This is a genomic window from Pseudomonas sp. MWU13-2105, assembly GCF_023242315.1.
Lineage (GTDB): Bacteria > Pseudomonadota > Gammaproteobacteria > Pseudomonadales > Pseudomonadaceae > Aquipseudomonas.
The window spans coordinates 76,012-92,906 of sequence record NZ_JALLIY010000017.1 but is presented as its reverse complement, the minus strand read 5'-3'; the positions used below and the strand labels follow the sequence as shown (position 1 = coordinate 92,906).

Annotated in this window: 14 protein-coding genes and 1 pseudogene; 8 read left to right on the top strand and 7 right to left on the bottom strand. The window is 63.1% G+C overall.

Translation table 11 applies throughout. From position 1 onward, the window contains the following. Positions 1-3: 3 nt before the first annotated feature. Entirely contained in the window at positions 4-1,437 is a 1,434-nt protein-coding gene (locus tag M5B96_RS23750) for a cytochrome ubiquinol oxidase subunit I (RefSeq protein ID WP_248799437.1), read from the bottom strand. 337 nt (positions 1,438-1,774) lie between these two features. Here M5B96_RS23750 and M5B96_RS23745 point away from each other — a divergent pair, with 337 nt between their 5' ends. Next, entirely contained in the window at positions 1,775-3,037 is a 1,263-nt protein-coding gene (locus tag M5B96_RS23745; protein ID WP_248799436.1) for an MFS transporter, read from the top strand. Here M5B96_RS23745 and M5B96_RS23740 read toward each other — a convergent pair. Next, entirely contained in the window at positions 3,034-3,486 is a 453-nt protein-coding gene (locus M5B96_RS23740) for a DUF4879 domain-containing protein (RefSeq protein WP_248799435.1), read from the bottom strand. The genes M5B96_RS23745 and M5B96_RS23740 overlap by 4 nt on opposite strands. A 249-nt stretch (positions 3,487-3,735) precedes the next feature. Between M5B96_RS23740 and M5B96_RS23735 the strand changes: the two genes are divergently transcribed. After that, entirely contained in the window at positions 3,736-5,031 is a 1,296-nt protein-coding gene (locus M5B96_RS23735) for an NCS2 family permease (RefSeq protein ID WP_248799434.1), read from the top strand. After that, positions 5,028-6,107, top strand: coding sequence for a tRNA (uridine(54)-C5)-methyltransferase TrmA (trmA, locus tag M5B96_RS23730; RefSeq protein ID WP_248799433.1), 1,080 nt, complete (start codon positions 5,028-5,030; stop codon positions 6,105-6,107). The genes M5B96_RS23735 and trmA overlap by 4 nt, the downstream gene beginning before the upstream one ends. 145 nt (positions 6,108-6,252) lie before the next feature. On the opposite strand, the gene M5B96_RS23725 is transcribed toward trmA, so the two are convergent. The 3 genes from M5B96_RS23725 to M5B96_RS23715 form a co-directional block, all read right to left on the bottom strand. After that, a complete protein-coding gene (locus M5B96_RS23725; RefSeq protein ID WP_248799432.1) occupies positions 6,253-7,092 on the bottom strand; it encodes an amidohydrolase family protein in 840 nt (279 codons plus the stop codon). A 138-nt stretch (positions 7,093-7,230) separates the two neighbouring features. Next, on the bottom strand, positions 7,231-8,514 hold the full coding sequence (locus M5B96_RS23720) for an MFS transporter (protein WP_248799431.1): 1,284 nt from the start codon (positions 8,512-8,514) through the stop codon (positions 7,231-7,233). 41 nt (positions 8,515-8,555) lie between these two features. Further along, positions 8,556-9,287 (bottom strand): GntR family transcriptional regulator, encoded by a 732-nt coding sequence (locus M5B96_RS23715; protein WP_248799430.1) that lies wholly within the window; start codon positions 9,285-9,287, stop codon positions 8,556-8,558. Positions 9,288-9,549: 262 nt separating this feature from the next. Between M5B96_RS23715 and aroQ the strand changes: the two genes are divergently transcribed. Together aroQ and M5B96_RS23705 are read left to right on the top strand one after the other, a co-directional pair. Next, positions 9,550-9,990: a type II 3-dehydroquinate dehydratase gene (aroQ, locus tag M5B96_RS23710; RefSeq protein ID WP_248799429.1), complete on the top strand. Its 441-nt coding sequence runs from the start codon at positions 9,550-9,552 to the stop codon at positions 9,988-9,990. Positions 9,991-9,995: 5 nt separating this feature from the next. Further along, positions 9,996-10,850 (top strand): shikimate dehydrogenase, encoded by an 855-nt coding sequence (locus M5B96_RS23705; RefSeq protein WP_248799428.1) that lies wholly within the window; start codon positions 9,996-9,998, stop codon positions 10,848-10,850. Positions 10,851-10,909: 59 nt separating this feature from the next. Here the strand turns inward: M5B96_RS23705 and M5B96_RS23700 are convergent, their stop codons facing one another. Continuing rightward, positions 10,910-11,587, bottom strand: coding sequence for a TetR/AcrR family transcriptional regulator (locus M5B96_RS23700; RefSeq protein ID WP_248799427.1), 678 nt, complete (start codon positions 11,585-11,587; stop codon positions 10,910-10,912). Positions 11,588-11,692: 105 nt separating this feature from the next. Beyond that, a complete protein-coding gene (quiC, locus tag M5B96_RS23695; RefSeq protein ID WP_248799426.1) occupies positions 11,693-13,603 on the bottom strand; it encodes a 3-dehydroshikimate dehydratase QuiC in 1,911 nt (636 codons plus the stop codon). Positions 13,604-14,017: 414 nt separating this feature from the next. On the opposite strand from quiC, the gene M5B96_RS23690 reads away from it, so the two are divergent. From M5B96_RS23690 to M5B96_RS23680, 3 genes and pseudogenes are all read left to right on the top strand, one after another. Continuing rightward, positions 14,018-15,274 (top strand): MFS transporter, encoded by a 1,257-nt coding sequence (locus M5B96_RS23690; RefSeq protein ID WP_248799507.1) that lies wholly within the window; start codon positions 14,018-14,020, stop codon positions 15,272-15,274. Between the two features lie 61 nt (positions 15,275-15,335). Next, positions 15,336-15,889, top strand: a pseudogene (locus M5B96_RS23685) (neutral zinc metallopeptidase); the annotation flags it as partial. Then, positions 15,890-16,879: an alpha/beta hydrolase gene (locus M5B96_RS23680; protein WP_248799425.1), complete on the top strand. Its 990-nt coding sequence runs from the start codon at positions 15,890-15,892 to the stop codon at positions 16,877-16,879. It abuts the pseudogene before it with no gap. Positions 16,880-16,895 lie beyond the last annotated feature (16 nt).

Below are 16,895 nucleotides of genomic sequence, written 5' to 3'. Positions count from 1 at the left end.
GACTCAGTTCCCCTTGTTCAGGTGGTGAGCGTCTTCGGCGCCATCATCGGCGGCGGAGAGCGGACGGGCCGGGGTGCGTTGCTGGCCGGGACCACCGTGGCTCGACTCGGCACCTTCGTTGGTTTTCGGCCCTTTGCGCACCAGGCGCATCATGTAGCCGAGGCCGGCGCCGAACAGCGAGAAATACACCAAGACGAACAGCGCCAGGGTGATACTCATCTGCACCAGCGTGTGCCCGGACGACGCGTCCGCCGTGCGCATCAGGCCGTAGACCACCCAGGGCTGGCGACCGATCTCGGTGGTGAACCAGCCGGCCAGGATCGCGATCAGGCCCGAGGGTCCCATCCACAATGCCAGGTACAGGAAGCCGCGGTTGCTGTAGAGACGGTCACGCTTGCGCAGCCACAGGCTCCACAACCCGGTGAAGATCATCAGCAAACCCAGGCCGACCATGACCCGGAACGACCAGAACACGATGGTCGAATTCGGCCGGTCTTCGGCCGGGAACTCCTTGAGCGCCGGCACCTGCTTGTCCAGGCTGTGGGTCAGGATCAGGCTGCCCAGGTACGGGATTTCCACGGCGAAGCGGGTCTTCTCGGCCTTCATGTCCGGCAGGCCGAAGAGAATCAGCGGGGTCGGTTCATTGCCGACGTTTTCCCAGTGACCTTCGATGGCGGCGATCTTCGCCGGCTGGTGCTCGAGGGTGTTGAGACCATGGAAGTCACCGATCACCGCCTGGATCGGCGCGACGATCAGCGCCATCCACATGGCCATCGAGAGCATGGTGCGGATCGCCGGATTGTCGCGCCCGCGCAACAGATGCCAGGCCGCCGACGAGCCGACGAAGAACGCCGTGGCGACAAAGGCCGCCGTGGCCATGTGCATCAGCCGATAAGGGAAGGACGGGTTGAACACCACCGCCAGCCAGTCCACCGGGATCACCCGGCCGTCGATGATTTCGTAGCCCTGCGGCGTCTGCATCCAACTGTTGGACGAGAGAATCCAGAAGGTCGAGACCAGCGTACCGATCGCCACCATCACCGTGGAAAAGAAATGCAGGCCGCGGCCGACGCGGTTCCAACCGAACAGCATGACGCCGAGGAAACCGGCTTCGAGGAAGAACGCCGTGAGCACTTCATAGGTCAGCAGCGGCCCGGTGACCGCGCCGGCGAAGTCGGAGAAGCGACTCCAGTTGGTCCCGAACTGATAGGCCATGACCAGCCCGGAGACCACGCCCATGCCGAAGTTGACGGCGAAGATCTTCGACCAGAAGTGGTACAGATCACGGTAGGTATCGTTGTGCGTCTTCAGCCACAGGCCTTCGAGTACCGCCAGGTAACTCGCCAGACCGATGGTGATCGCCGGGAACAGGATATGGAACGAGATGGTGAACGCGAACTGGATTCGGGCGAGATCTAGCGCCTCCAAACCGAACATAAGTCTTCCTCTGTCAGGTAATACCGGTTGCCGGCCTGGAGGCCTGCACCACTGCCCCCACGGATACGGAGTGCGGCGAATTCGAATTCGTTCTTTTCAACCATCGCGACGCAGGGAGTCGCGATCCAGGCCAGTACCGAAAATGGAAGTGACCTGGATCAATCAACGTTGAAAGAGTAGCCCCATTCCGACGACCGGGCTGTGTGGTCTTTTGCCGCGTGACAGGTTGCCTCAGGCGCAGATACCAACTGATCCGGAGAAAACATAGGCAGCTCAGCAACTTTTTGTTACATGGGAATGATAATCTGCCTTGTCCCCTGCCCTGACGAGTCCTCCGATGCCTGCCGAGACGCCGATGCTGCTGCGCCACCACCGCCCTTTCCTGGCTTTCTGGCTGGCGCGGATCTTTACCGTCAGCGGTTTCCAGATGCTCACCGTGGCCATCGGCTGGAACCTCTATCAGTTGACCGGGAACGTGCTGGACCTGGGCCTGGTGGGCCTGGTCGAGTTCGCCCCACGGGTGCTGTTCATGCTGCACACCGGGCATGTCGCCGACCGTTACGACCGGCGCAAAGTCGCGGCGCTGTGCCAGACCTTGCAGGCGCTGATCGCCCTGAGCCTGGCCATCGGCAGCGCGACCGACCATGTGACCCGGGAAATGATCTTTATCCTGGCGTTCCTGCTGGGGGCGGCGCGCTCTTTCGAAATGCCCACCACCCAGGCGCTGCTGCCGTCCATTGTGCCGACCGCCCTGTTCCCCCGCGCCGTGGCCGCCGCGCAGTCGGCCCAGCAACTGGCGACCATTGTCGCCCCGGCCCTCGGTGGCCTGCTCTATGCCCTGGGTAGCACCTGGGTTTATGGACCGACCGTGGCCCTGTATGTGATCGCCTGCTCACTGATGCTCAACCTGCCGGCGCGGCAGACCCCGCTTAACAAGGGCAAGGCCACCCTGCACTCGCTGTTGGCGGGGATTCGTTTTATTCGCAGTCGCCCGGACATTCTCGGCGCGATTTCCCTGGACCTGTTCGCCGTGCTGCTGGGCGGCGCCACGGCCCTGCTACCGGTGTTCGCCAAGGACATCCTGCTGACCGGCCCCTGGGGCCTGGGCCTGTTGCGCTCGGCTCCGGCGGTGGGCGCGTTGCTGATGTCGCTGTGGCTGGCGCGCTTCCCGGTGGAGCGCAAGGTCGGGCGGATCATGTTCAGCGCCGTCGGCGTGTTCGGCGTGGCGACCATCGCCTTCGGCCTGTCGACCTCGTTCTGGTTCTCCCTGGCGGTGCTGGTGGTACTGGGCGCGGCGGACATGATCAGCATGGTGATCCGTGCGTCCTTCGTACAATTGGAGACCCCGGACGAGATGCGCGGTCGGGTCAGCGCGGTGAACGGGCTGTTTATCGGCGCGTCCAACCAGCTCGGCGAATTCGAGTCAGGGCTGACGGCCCACTGGTTCGGCACCGTGCCCGCCGTGGTGATGGGCGGTATCGGCACCCTGCTGGTCACCGGGAGCTGGATGAGACTGTTTCCGACCCTGGCCCGGCGCGACCGCATGCACGAAGCCGCCGCGCAACCGGTGCAAACCAGCGCACCGGCGAACGTCGCTTAGTGGGGGGTGATTTGAATTTCCGCGCCCATGGTCTGAACCGGGGCCGTCAGCGAGCGGTCGCCGACGACGAACGTGACCGCCTGCTGCCTGTCCAGTTCAAAGACATAACTGAAGCGGTAACCCACCACCTTGCCGACGCTGCAAGGTACGAACGGCCGGCGGAATTCACAGAGTGAACCGCGCGACGCGTATTGCAGCGGCACACCATTGAGGAAGGCCTGCAGACCGCGGCCATAACCCGATTCCACCACCGTCACGGTGATCGGCCCGCTGTGCTTGCAACGGGTTTGCATCCGACCGTCGGACACGTCCTCGACGCAGTCCTGGGACGCCACCGTGTAGATGGCCACGCCGATCAGCGACTGGGCCGGCGCGGCGGAGAGCGTCAACACCGCGCTGGCCATTACCGCCCCCAGGCCCAGGACCAGACTCTTCACTCGACTGCTCATAAATCCCTCCGAAAGGAGCCCGCAGTATGCCCCATGGACCCGGCGACAGCATTGCCACACCGCAGGCGCGGAAGTTTTTTGCTGATGTCCTGGCATCTTGCTTGCAACGCGCAGCCAACCGGCACAAACCACTGGTATGATGCGCGGCTTTTTTCCACAGACAGAAGCTCATCAGGCCGCTAGAGTCTGTGCTTGGCTGTTTGCGGATCGATTCATTCACGGCGCCGAGTGCGCCACGGGGGAGCAGAGATGCTGGAAAGGCTGTTTCAACTCAAGGCACACAACACCAATGTGCGCACCGAGATACTCGCGGGCGTCACCACCTTCCTGGCCATGGCCTACATACTGTTCGTCAACCCGAGCATCCTCGGCGAAACGGGCATGGACAAGGGTGCGGTGTTTGTCGCCACCTGCCTGGCCGCGGCCATCGGCTCGACAATCATGGGGCTGATCGCGAACTACCCGATCGCCCTCGCGCCGGGCATGGGCCTGAACGCCTTCTTCACCTACACCGTGGTCCTGCACATGGGCCACACCTGGCAAGTCGCGCTGGGGGCGGTGTTCATCTCGGCGGTGTGCTTCTTCCTGCTGTCGATCTTCCGCATCCGCGAATGGATCATCAACAGCATCCCGCTACCGCTGCGCTCGGCGATTGCCGCCGGTATCGGCCTGTTCCTGGCGCTGATCGCCCTGCACAATGCCGGGATCGTGGTGAGCAACCCGGCGACCATGGTCGGCCTCGGTGACCTCAAGCAACCGGCACCGATCCTCGCCACCCTGGGCTTTGCCGCCATCGTCGCCCTCGACGCGCTGAAAGTCCGTGGCGCGGTGCTGATCGGCATCCTCGGGGTGACCATCGTCTCGATCCTGATGGGCTTCAGCCCGTTCGGCGGCATCGTCTCGGCCCCGCCGTCGCTGGCCCCGACCTTCCTGCAACTGGATATCAAGGGCGCGCTGAACATCGGCCTGGTCAGCGTGATCTTCGCGTTCCTGTTCGTCGACCTGTTCGACAACTCCGGAACCCTGATCGGCGTCGCCAAGCGCGCCGGGCTGATGGGCAAGGACGGCTACATGCCGAAAATGGGCCGGGCGCTGATCGCCGACAGCACCGCCGCGATGGCCGGCTCGCTGCTGGGCACCTCGACCACCACCAGCTACATCGAGTCGGCGGCGGGCGTCAGCGCCGGCGGCCGGACCGGCCTGACCGCCGTAGTGGTGGCCGTGCTGTTCCTGCTGGCGCTGTTCTTCGCCCCACTGGCCGGCAGCGTCCCGGCGTTCGCCACCGCCCCGGCGCTGCTGTTCGTCGCCGTGCTGATGACCTCGGGCCTGGCGGAAATCAACTGGGATGACATCACCGAAGCCGCACCGGTGGTGGTCACCGCCCTGGCCATGCCCTTTACCTATTCCATCGCCAATGGCATCGCGTTCGGCTTCATTGCCTGGACCGCGATCAAGCTGCTGTCCGGTCGCGCCCGCGAACTGAACCCGGCGCTGGTGATTCTGTCGATACTGTTCGTGATCAAGCTGGGCTGGTTCAACGCATGACTTTCGATTCCAACACTTACACCGCTCAGCTCGAAGACAAGGTCGCGCGCTTGCGCGACCTGCTGGCGCCGTTCGCTGCCCCCGAGCCACGGGTGTTCGACTCGCCGCTGCAGCACTTTCGCCTGCGGGCGGAGTTCCGCCTGTGGCGCGAAGCCGGTGAACGCCACTACGCGATGTTTTCCCAGGACGACAAACGCACCCCGATCCTGATCGAAGACTTCCCCATCGCCAGCCTGCGCATCAATGCGTTGATGCCCAAGCTCAAGGCCGCCTGGCAAGCCAGCGCGCCGCTGAGCCACAAGCTGTTCCAGGTGGAGTTCCTGACCACCCTGGCCGGCGACGCGATGATCACCCTGTGCTATCACCGCCCGTTGGACGAGCACTGGCAGACCGCCGCCGAGCAGTTGGCCGCCGACCTTGGCGTCAGCATCATCGGCCGCTCCAAGGGCAAGCGCGTGGTGATCGGCCACGACTACGTGGTGGAGAAATTCGAGATTGCCGGGCGCACCTTCAGCTACCGGCAACCGGAGGGTGCCTTCACCCAGCCCAACGGCACGGTGAACCAGAAGATGCTCAACTGGGCCTATGAGGCCCTGGGCGAACGCTCCGACGACCTGCTGGAGTTGTATTGCGGCAACGGCAACTTCACCCTGCCGCTGGCGACCCGGGTGCGCAAGGTGCTGGCCACCGAGATCAGCAAGACCTCGGTGAGCGCGGCCTTGAGCAACCTCGACGAGAACGGCGTGGACAGCGTGACCCTGGTGCGCCTGTCCGCCGAGGAACTGACCGAGGCGCTAAACGAGGTGCGGCCGTTCCGGCGCCTGCACGGCATCGACCTGAAAAGCTATGAATTCGGCAGCGTATTCGTCGACCCACCGCGTGCCGGCATGGACCCGGACACCTGCGAACTGACCCGGCGCTTCGACAATATCCTGTACATCTCCTGCAACCCGGAAACCCTGGCGGCGAATATCGCGCAACTGCACGATACCCACCGTATCGAACGCTGCGCGCTGTTCGATCAATTCCCCTGGACCCACCATATGGAATCCGGGGTGTTGCTGACCCGCCGCTGAAACCGGGTAAGGGCCAATCCCGTAAATCAAGCCCGAACGCGTCCCCTGTGGGAGCAGAGCTTGCTCGCGAAGAGGCCCTTGAAGCCGCTAAAAGCTTCGCGGCGGTGCGGCGATCCGACAAGCACCGCTCCCACAGCCACCCAGTTCAGTCCCTCACAAACCCGAACAACTCGGCCGCCGTGTCGCACAGCAGATGCTGGCGCAGCGGTGCGGCGCAAGCCAAACGGCGCAGACAGTCGAACTCGGAGGCGAAACTCACCTCCTGCTCATGCTGGGTATGCGGCCAATCGCTGCCCCACAACAGCCGCTCCGGGCCCACGGTTTGCAACATCAGCGACAAGGCCTTTTCCGCGAAATGCAGGTTTTCCGTCGACGTCCCACCCAGCCGGTAAATGCCCGAGACCTTGATCCACAAGCGCCCGCCTTCACCCAGCGCAAGCAGACGGGCAAAGGCCGCTTGCTCGAGCCCAAGCCGAGCATCGGGACGGCCAAAATGATCGACCACCACCTTGCATCCCAGCACCAGCAGGCCCTCGACCAACACCGGTAGATCCTCCAACTGGCGATGCACTTCGACATGCCAGTCGAGACGCCGCAAATGCTCGAAAAACACCTGCCACGACGCCTCGGCAAAGTCCGGCAACGGCTGCCCCATCAGGTTCAAGCGCACGCCCGCGACACCGAGCCCGGCCATCCGCGCCAGCTCGCTGAAGGCAATATCGCGCTCGACCACCACCACGCCCCGCAAGCGTTCGGGCGCCTGCTGCAACGCCGCCAGCAGATAACGGTTGTCGCTGCCGAGAAAACTCGGTTGCACCAGCACCCCGTGGCTCAGGTCGTTTTCCCGCAAGCGTTCCAGGTAGTCGGCCAGGGTCGCATCGTAGGCCGGCGCATAACGGCGCACGGCCGCAAGCCCCAGGCCACGTTGGAAAACATGGGCATGGGCATCGATGCCGCGAATCGGCAATGGGCAAGTCTCGGACATGGAACTCATCTATGGAAAGGTTGAATACACCCCCAGCAGGAGCCAGCTTGCCGGCGATAGCGATTTTCCAGGCGACGGCGATGTCGCTCATCAGATCGCCTCGCCAGCAAGCTGGCTCCTACAGGGGTTTTGTCATTCTCAGGATAACTGGCTGACATTGGCGTCCTTGGCCGACACAGTCTCCGTCGCGACCTCCTGCAAATTACGCCCTCTGGTCTCCGGCAAGGCCAACGCCGCCAGCACCGCCACGCCATAGGCGATCCCCGCATCGATGCCGATGGCCGAGCCGAGGGACATCGACTCGCTCATATGCCCGACCATGAACGGAAACACCGCCGACAGCACACGCCCAAAGTTGTAGCAAAAGCCCACCCCGGCACCGCGCACATCCGCCGGATACAGTTCATTGAAGAACGAGCCGAGGCTGGCCGGGATTCCGGCGGCGAAGAAGCCCAGGGGAAAACCGAGGAACAGCATCTGCGTGTTGCTCAGCGGCAGGAACAGATAGCACTGCACCGTGACCACGCAGCAGAAAGCGAAGAGGATGATGTTCTTGCGCCGACCGATGCGGTCCAGCAGCAGGCCGCTGACGATACAGCCGAACCAGAACGCGACGATGATCACCGCCAGGTAACCGCCGGAACTCAATACCGAAAGGTTGCGTTCGGTCTTGAGGAAGGTCGGCAGCCAGGTCATCACTGCGTGGTAGCCGCCATGGGCGCCCAGGCCAAGGATGCCGCCGAGCAGCGTTACCCGCAGCAACTCGGGACGGAAGATCGCCGCCATCGAGGCCAACAGGCCACGGCCCGCGGCCTTGGCCTGGCGTTGCGTGCCATCGGGTTCGACCACGCTGCGCCGCACATAGATCACCAGCAGCGCCGGCAACAAGCCCACCAGGAACATCACGCGCCAGGCCATGGCCTCGGGGACGAAGGTGTAGATCAGCGTGAACACCCCGACCGCCGCGCCCCAGCCGATGGCCCAGGCGCTCTGGACCGCGCCCATGACCTTGCCGCGGAACCGCGCCTGGATGGTCTCGGCCATCAGCACCGCGCCCGCCGCCCACTCGCCACCGATGCCGAAGCCTTGCAGCGCCTTGACCACCAGCAACTGCTGGAAGCCGCTGACAAAGGCCGAGAGGAAGGTGAACAGCGAGAACCAGAGAATCATCCATTGCAAGGTACGGACCCGACCATAGCGGTCGGACAGCGTGCCACCGAGCCAGCCACCAATGGCCGAGGTCACCAGGGTCACCCCGCTGACCAGCCCGGCATCGCCCTTGCTCAGGGCGAAGGCGGCGATCAGGGCCGGGATCGCCAGGCCGAACATTTGCACTTCCAGTGCGTCCAGGGACCAGCCGCCAAAGCAGGCCCAGAATGTCTTGCGCTCCCTCGAGCTGATGTCGCGATACCAACTGAACATGATTTCTTATCCTTATAGGTAAACGGGGACGCGCCCAGGGCTCAGCGGATCTCGACGCTGTAGCGGAAGTGGCTGGCATGGCCACGGGAACGCCGCCACTCCAGGGGCTGGCCAGCGTAGTCACGGGCCAGTCGCTCGATCACCACCACCGGGCTGTGGGTGTCGATCTGCAACAGCCGCGCATGCACCTCGCCCACGACTTCAGCGGTGAGGGTTTCCTCGGCACAGGCGACGACCTGACCGCACAGCTCCTCGTAGATCGGATAGAGCAGCGGCCCCTGGCGATCCAGGTCAGCGTCCAGCAAGGCCTGGAACGGCGCCTTGGGCAGCCAGATTTCCTCGGCCAGCACTGGCGTGCCTTCCAGCAGGCGCAGACGGACCAGGCGAATCACCTCGGCCTCGGGCGGCAGCCCCAGGGCCTGGCTGACCGCCGAGGGCGCGGACAGGGAGTCGATATTGAGGATGCGGCTTTCGGGTACCTGGCGCTCACCGGCCAGGGTCTGGAAGCGGAAAAAGCGGAACAGCGAAGACTGGAACTGCGGACGGCGGATAAAGGTACCGCGGCCTTGATGGCGTTCGAGGACGCGCTCTTCCACCAGCTTGTCGATGGCCTTGCGCACGGTGCCGATGGACAGCTGGTATTCGCCGGCCAGCACCGCTTCGGTGGGAATCGCTTCGCCCGGGCGCCAGCGGTTGTTGGCAATTTGCCGGGCCAGCTCGTCGCGCAGGCGTTGATAAAGGGGCAGGCGTGCATCGCTGGAAAGAGCATTCATTTTTGTAGTTATCCAGTCATCTATATGAATTTTTGCCGAGTATTCGCCTGGAATGGAAACGCGTCAAGCACTCAGCCGATCACTGGTTGACCCCTCCACTGAAAGATCGCACGGGAACTGTTCGCTGATCGAACACTAAACAACGTGGTTTCTTCCTGGCGTGCTCTGTTCATTTGACTTGGATTAACCAGTTAGTACATTTTATTCCCGCAGACCTGATCAGCTTTCGGTCCAAGCCAAAAACAACAACGGAGATCTCCTCATGCCCCCTATCGTCCTGGTGCTCAACGGCCCGAACCTGAACCTGCTCGGCGTGCGCGAGCCGGCGACCTACGGCCACGAAACCCTGGCGGACCTTTCCGCCCTGTGCGGTCGCGCGGCCACTGAACTGGGCCTGACCGTGGAGTTTCGCCAGACCAACCATGAAGGCGAACTGCTCGACTGGATTCACGCGGCCCGTGGCCGTTGCGCCGGGATCGTCATCAATCCGGCCGCCTGGACCCACACCTCGGTGGCGATCCGCGATGCGCTGGTGGCCAGCGAATTGCCGGTGATCGAAGTGCACCTATCCAATGTCCATGCCCGCGAACTGTTCCGCCATCACTCATTCGTATCGTCCATCGCCACCGGGGTGATGTGCGGGTTCGGCAGCCATGGCTATCGCCTGGCGCTGGACTATTTCAGCCAGAAATTGAAGGGATAAATGCAATGTCGCAAAACCACAGCAAAAGCGTATTGGCGGGGCTGATCGGTGCCGGTATCCAGGCTTCGCGCACGCCGGCCCTGCATGAACGCGAGGGCGATGCCCAGGGGCTGCGCTACCTGTATCGGCTGATCGACCTGGACCCGTTGCAGCTGGACAGCAATGCCCTGCCCGAACTGTTGCTGGCCGCCGAACGCATGGCCTTCACCGGCCTGAACATCACCTTTCCCTGCAAGCAGGCGATTATTCCGTTGCTCGATGAGCTGTCCCCGGAGGCCCGGGGGATTGGCGCGGTAAACACGGTGCTGCTCAAGGATGGCAAACGGGTGGGCCACAACACCGACTGCCTGGGGTTTGCCGAAGGTTTTCGCCGTGGGCTCAAGGGCGTCGCGCTGCAGCGCGTGGTGCAAATGGGCGCCGGCGGCGCGGGCGCGGCGGTGGCTCATGCGCTGCTTGGCGAAGGCGTAGGACAGTTGACGATCTTCGACGTGGACAACAGCCGCGCACAAAGCCTGGCGGACAACCTCAATCAACATTTTGCCGGTGGCCGGGCCAGGGCCGGGGGCGACTTGCCCACGGCCATGGCGCAGGCCGATGGCCTGGTCAATACCACGCCGATGGGCATGGCCAAGCTGCCGGGCATGCCGGTACCACTGGAGTTGCTGCGCGCCGAACTATGGGTCGCGGAGATCGTGTATTTCCCACTGGAGACCGAACTGCTGCGCAACGCCCGGGCCCTCGGTTGCCGCACGCTGGACGGCGGGACAATGGCGGTGTTCCAGGCGGTCAAGGCATTCGAGCTGTTCAGTGGCGTAACCGCGGATTCACAGCGGATGCTGGAGCACTTTCAGAGTCTGTGAGACTCAGCGAGCTGAGCTTTATGCAAAATAAAGCTCAGCACGGGTCAATGCAGGGGCACTCAGGCCTGCAAATACCTCAACACCGACTCGCAAATCATCTCCCGATGCCGCGCCTTGATCTGCTCGTCCGAGAAGTCGAGCTGGAAGATCTCGCCGATGGTGTGGCGGTTCGAGACCCGATAGAAACAGAACGAACTCACCAGCAGGTGCACGTCCAGCGGCTCCAGGCCACTGCGGAACAACCCCTGCCGCGCACCACGCTGGAGGATCTCGCCCAGGGCGGTCAGGATAGTGACGTTCAACGAGCGAATCGCCTTCGATTGCTTGACGTACTCGCCCTTGTGGATATTTTCGATGCTGACGATCCGGACGAAATCGACATTGCGGTCGTGGTGATCGAAGGTGAATTCCACCATCCGTCGAATCGCCTCCCGTGGTTCCAGCTCCGTCAGATTCAGGCGGCTTTCGGTGCTGCGGATATCGCCATAGAGCTTCTCCAGTACCTCGACATAGAGCCGCTCCTTGCTCCCGAAATAGTAATAGATCATTCGTTTCGAGGTATGGGTGCGCTCGGCAATCGCATCGACCCGCGCGCCGGAGAGCCCTTGCTGGACGAACTCGACAATCGCTTCCTGGAGGATGTTTTCGCGGGTCTTCTCGGGGTTGTTCTTGCGACTCTTGCGCGGTACGACGGGCGGCGCGTCGGGCATGGCGGTAAGTTCTGAAGTCATGGTCATTCTGGGCTCACGGCCTTCTCAGCAGATGCTGGCGATTATGGGCTGCGTCCCACAACGAAGGAAGCAGGTAGACAGGCCAATTCCTATCTCCTGCATCCCAAAAGCCTACAACCTGGCCTGCCGCACCCCACCACTGCGGGACTTGGCCATCGCCGCCAGGCGTACCGCCACGTTCGCCGCGCCATATCCGGCATAACCATTGCGCCGTTGCAGGATCTCGAAGAAGAAGCGCCCCTCGAACGGCTCGGTGTACACGTGGAACAGCTCGCCGCCCTGGGGATCGCGGTCATACAAGACGTTGTAGTAGGCCAGTTCGCTGAGGAACTCATCGTCGAAATCGAAGCGCGCGGCCAGATCGTCGTAATAGTTGAGCGGGATGTCCAGCAACGGCACGCCCGCTGCCTTCGCCCGGCTGACCTCGGCGAAAATATCGTCACAGTCAAAGGCGATATGGTGCACGCCAGAGCCACGGTAGCTCGACAGCGCATGGGAAATCGCCGTGTTGCGGTTCTCGGAAATGTTCAGCGGCAGGCGGATCGAGCTACAGCGGCTGCGCAGTGCCCGGCTCTTCACCAGGCCATAGGGATCGGGCAGCACCACTTCATCGTCGGCTTCGAAATCCAGCAGGCTCTTGTAGAACAGCACCCAACTGTCGAGGCTGTCGGCGGGCAGCGCCATGGCCATGTGGTCGATGCGCTTGAGACCCGCGCGTGAAGGCGTGACGGGCAGCAGGTTGAAATCGGTGGCATAGAGTTTCTGCCCGGTAGCGTCCTGGTCCACCAGGTAGATCAGGCTGCCATCCGGCGCCCGCACCGCCGCCAGCTCCAGTTCGTTCGGCCCGACCAGGCCACGATAGGGCTGGCCCTTGTAGGCCACGGCCCGGGACAGGGCGCTGGCGCTGTCGTTGACCCGGATCGCCGTGGCACACAAGGACGGGCCATGCGCCTCGAAGAAACTGTGGGCAAACGAGTAGGGTTCGGAGTTGAGGATCAGGTTGATATCGCCTTGACGCAACAGACTGACGCTTTTCGAGCGGTGCTGCCCGGCCTTGGCAAAGCCCAGGCGTTCCAGCCAGAGGGTCAGCTTGGCGCCCAGGCTTTCATCCACGGCGAACTCGAGGAATTCGATGCCATCGTTTTCACTGACCGCAGGCGCGCAGAACAAGGTCTCGAGATTGGCCACCGGCTCGGCCTCTTGCGCCAGCAGTTCGCGGGTTTTCTCTTCCAGGTACAGCAACGAACGCAAGCCGTCGGCGGCATTGGCCCGGGGCGGGGCGGCGCGAAAACCGTCGTTGAAGATCTCCAGGGACAGCGGCCCGGTATAGCCACTCTTGATGATCGGCGCGAGGAAGCCCGGCAGATCGAACTCACCCTGCCCCGGGAAGCAGCGGAAATGCCGGCTCCACTCCAGCACGTCCATCGCCAGGATCGGCGCGTCGGCCATTTGCACGAAAAAGATCTTGTCGCCGGGGATCTGCGCGATGGCGCTCGGATCGCCCTTGAGCGACAGGGTATGGAAACTGTCGAGCAGCACCCCGAGGTTCGGATGATCGGCCTGGCGGACAATCTCCCAGACCTGTTGGTAGGTATTGACGTGCCGGCCCCAGGCCAGGGCCTCATAACCAATACGCAGGCCACGGGCACCGGCGCGCTCAGCCAGCAGGCGCAAGTCGTCGACCAGGATCGGTCGGTCGCCGACGCTGTCGGCCGACGCATTGCTGCACACCAGCACCAGGTCAGTGCCCAGTTCCTGCATCAGGTCGAACTTGCGCTCGGCGCGCTCAAGGTTGCGCGGCAAACGCTCGCGGCGGCAGCCTTCAAAGTCGCGAAATGGCTGGAACAGGGTGATGGCAATCCCCAGGTCGGCGCACATCTGGCGGATTTCCCGCGGGCTGCCGTCGTAATACAACAGATCGTTTTCGAAGATCTCCACACCGTCGAACCCGGCGGCGGCAATGGCTTCGAGTTTTTCCGGCAAGGTGCCACTCAGGGACACGGTGGCAATGGAACGCTGCATATGACGACTCCCGACAGTGGGCATTATTATTGTGGCGAGACACCGGCCTTGCGGCAGTTGGCTTGCCGGCGATAGTGGCCAGTCAGGCGCCGCCAGGCTCACGGGCCTCATCGCCGGCAAGACCAGCCTCAAGAGCTGAGCGAATTATTGATGCAGGGGAACCCGGACTTCAATCGAAGTGTACGAACTAGTTAGTTTTGTGTGCGATTATCGACCACAATAGCCCGCAGCGAATTGACGGTTTTTTGTCCACTGCGCACCATCATCCCGGCCAAGGCAATGCTTCAACCGCTGCAGAAACACACCCAGACAATTCCAAAAAACGGGTAATCGCTCATGCTCTCGACTTCACAAAGCTCCCCTGTCCCCCAGGGCAGCACCCGCGGCGGTATCGCCGACAAGATTCGTGGCGCCATGGCTGTCGGCACCACCCGCTGGGGCATGCTGGCCCTGGTATTTTTCGCCACCACCCTGAATTACATCGACCGCGCCGCCCTGGGCGTCATGCAACCCATCCTGGCCAAGGAAATGAGCTGGACGGCGATGGACTACGCCAACATCAACTTCTGGTTCCAGGTCGGCTACGCCGTGGGTTTCGTCCTGCAAGGGCGACTGATCGACAAGATCGGCGTGAAGCGGGTGTTCTTCCTCTCCGTGCTGCTCTGGAGCCTGGCGACCGGCGCCCACGGCCTAGCGACTTCGGCACTGGGTTTCATGGTCTGCCGGCTGATTCTCGGCCTGACCGAAGCCGCCAACTACCCGGCCTGTGTGAAAACCACCCGCCTGTGGTTCCCGGCCGGTGAACGCGCGGTGGCCACCGGCATCTTCAATGCCGGGACCAACGTCGGCGCGATGTTCACGCCCATGCTGCTGCCGTTGATCCTGCAGGTATGGGGCTGGCAGGCGGCGTTCCTCTGCATGTCGGCGCTGGGCGGTATCTGGCTGGTGTGCTGGGGCTTGAAATATTTCGACCCGCAAGAGCATCCTTCGGTGAAGTCGTCGGAGCTGGCGTATATCCAGCAGGAAGTCGAACCGGCCCAACCCGCCGTACCCTTCTCACGAATCCTGCGCATGCGCGGCACCTGGGCCTTCGCCCTGGCCTACTCGCTCACCGCACCGGTGTTCTGGTTCTACCTGTACTGGCTGCCGCCGTTCCTCAACCAGCAATACAACCTGGGTATCAGCGTGACGCAGATGGGCATCCCGCTGATCATCATCTACCTGACCGCCGACTTCGGCAGTGTCGGCGGCGGCATCCTCTCCTCGTTCCTGATCGGCCGCGGGCTCAACCCGATCCGCGCCCGCCTGCTGTCGATGCTGCTGTTCGCCTGCTGCATCGTTGGCGTGGTGATGGCGGCCGGTGCCAGCCACCTGTGGGTCGCCGTGGGCGCAATCTCCCTGGCCATCGGCGCGCACCAGGCCTGGACCGCGAACATCTGGAGCCTGGTGATGGACTACACCCCCAAGCACATGATGAGCACGGTATTCGGTTTCGGCGGCATGTGCGCGGCCATCGGCGGCATGTTCATGACCCAACTGGTGGGCTACATCCTGACCGTCACCAACAACAACTACGCCGTGTTGTTCACCCTGATCCCGGCGATGTACTTCATTGCCCTGCTCTGGCTGTACTTCATGGCACCGCGCAAGATCCCCAACCTCGCCGACTGACCCCACCCTCCGCAGAGGCCCGACTCCGGGCCTCTTGCGGTTTATCGGGCGGGCCGCCGGTCAATACAAAGACCCGACCCTGGTGCGGTTCCGCCGGCGGGTCGCCTCCGCCCGCGGCCTCGCCTTCTCCACCAGCGGGCCGTTCTATTGTCCGGCGGATCAACGGGTCTGCCTGGACCTGGACTTCTTCCGCGAAATGTCCCGGCGTTTCAAGGCCTCTGGAGACTTTGTCCAGGCTTATGTCATCGCCCACGAAGTCGGCCATCACGTACAAACCCTGCTCGGCGTGTCCGCCAAGACGCAGGCGGCCCGCCAACAAGGGCAAAAGATGGAAGGCGACGGCAGCCTGCCGGTCCGCCAGGAGCTATAAGCCGACTGCCTGGCCGAGGTCTATGCTCAGCAACGTCTGAAATGGCTGGAACCCGACGATATCGCAGCAGCCTTGAATGCCGCCAACGCTATCGGTGATGATCGCCTGCAGCAGCAGGGTCAGGGACGCGTGGTGCCGACTCCTTCACTCATGGCACCTCCCCGCAGCGGGTGCGCGGGTTCAAGACCGGCTTCGCCCAAGGGCAACTCAACCAATGCGATACCTTCGCCGCCAAGAGTCTGTGAATGAAAAGAACACTGTTCGGGTCATTGTTGTTGGGCATGTGCGTCATCGGCGGCCAGGTCCAGGCCGCTGAAAACGGGGTCAAGGAAGTCAGCCCCAATCACTTGAAGCTGTCGGCCGGAGAGCTGAGCGTCGGGCTCAATCGCGACTGGCAAGGACCGATGCCTGATGTGCAGCGGGTGCTGATCATCGTGCACGGACGGCTGCGCAATGCCATGACCTACCTGCGAAGCGCGGAAACCGCCGCGGCCCAGGCGGGTCAGGCGCGCAACACCCTGATCATCGCCCCGCAGTTCCTCAATGAAAGCGATGGGCGGCGCAATCACCTGCCGGGCAACCTGCTGCGCTGGCAGGGTGATGACTGGATGGCCGGCGCGGACTCGACCGGGCCGGCGGCGATGAGTTCCTATGCGGCCCTGGATGAAGTCCTGGCGCGCCTGGGCAATCGGAAGAAGTTTCCGGCCCTGCGCGAGGTGGTCGTCGCCGGGCACTCCGGCGGTGGCCAGGTGGTGCAGCGCTATGCGCTGGTGGGGCATGGCGATACGCAGTTGGCCGGGAGCGGCATCAAGCTGCGGTATGTGATCGCCAACCCGTCGTCCTACGCTTATTTCAGCGCCCAGCGGCCGGTGGCGGGGTTCAATCCGGCGAGTTGCCCGGGGTTCAACGACTGGAAGTATGGCCTGCAGAACCTGCCGGACTACGCCAAGGGGCAGTCACCGGCGCAGTTGGAACAGGCTTACGGACAGCGCGATATCACCTACCTGCTGGGGCAGCAGGACACCGACCCAAATCATCCGGCCCTGGACAAGAGCTGCGGCGCGGAGGCCCAGGGGGCTTATCGATTGATTCGCGGGCATAACTACTTTGCCTACCTGCAACAGCGTCATCCGCAAGGGTTCACGCAGACGCTGGTCGAGGTGCCCGGGGTTGGGCATAACGGTGATGGCATGCTGACTTCGCCGCAGGGGCAGAAGGCGTTGTTCGGGAAGTAAGCGATCCATTGTGGCG